General features: G+C 71.3%; 1 protein-coding gene. It reads left to right on the top strand.

The annotated features are described in order from the left end of the window. A partial coding sequence (locus tag ABD819_RS21410) for an InlB B-repeat-containing protein (RefSeq protein WP_345127716.1) occupies positions 1-763 on the top strand: 763 nt, incomplete at both ends.

Here is a 763-nt window from a genome sequence, read left to right as displayed (position 1 = left end):
ACCTGGGCGCGGCTGGGCCCCTACGCCGTGACGCTGGCCGCCACCGGGCAAGTGCAGTTCACGAGCAGCGGCGGCTGGCCCAACTTTTCGGGCGTGGAGCTCTGGCAGCAAACCGGGGGCACGCCCACCAGCTACACGCTGACCACCAGCGCGGTGGGCAGCGGCACGGTAGTCCGAAGCCCGAACGCAGCCAGCTACGCCAGCGGCAGCACGGTGAGCCTGACGGCCACGCCAGCGGCGGGCTTCACCTTCGCGGGCTGGAGCGGCGACGCCACGGGCAGCGCCAACCCGCTGAGCGTAAGCATGAGTAGCAACAAGACCATCACGGCCACGTTCACGGCCGTTGCCACCACCACTTACACGCTCACGGTGAATACCACGGGCAGTGGCACGGTGAGCCGAAGTCCGAACGCGGCCAGCTACGCCAGCGGCAGCACGGTGTCTCTCACGGCCGCTCCGGCGGCGGGCTCCACCTTCGCGGGCTGGAGCGGCGATGCCACGGGCAGCGCCAACCCGCTGAGCGTGAGCATGAGCAGCAACAAGACCATCACGGCCACGTTCACGGCCACGGGGGGCGGCGGCGCGTTCACGTTCTACCGGGCCGTGAACCTGGGCGGCCCGGCCCTCACGCTCGATGGCAACGCCTGGGCGGGGAGCACGGCCCCGAACTACTCCACCAACGGCGCGGCCTTCGCCAACCAGGCCGTGCCGCTGGTGCCGGCCACCGACGCGGCGCGGGCGGGCATGATTCGGGCCTGCGTGT

The sequence above is a fragment of the Hymenobacter antarcticus genome (assembly GCF_039539545.1).
GTDB lineage: Bacteria > Bacteroidota > Bacteroidia > Cytophagales > Hymenobacteraceae > Hymenobacter > Hymenobacter antarcticus.
The sequence above is the reverse complement of the archived record's forward strand: the minus strand, read 5'-3'. Positions and strand labels throughout refer to the sequence as shown.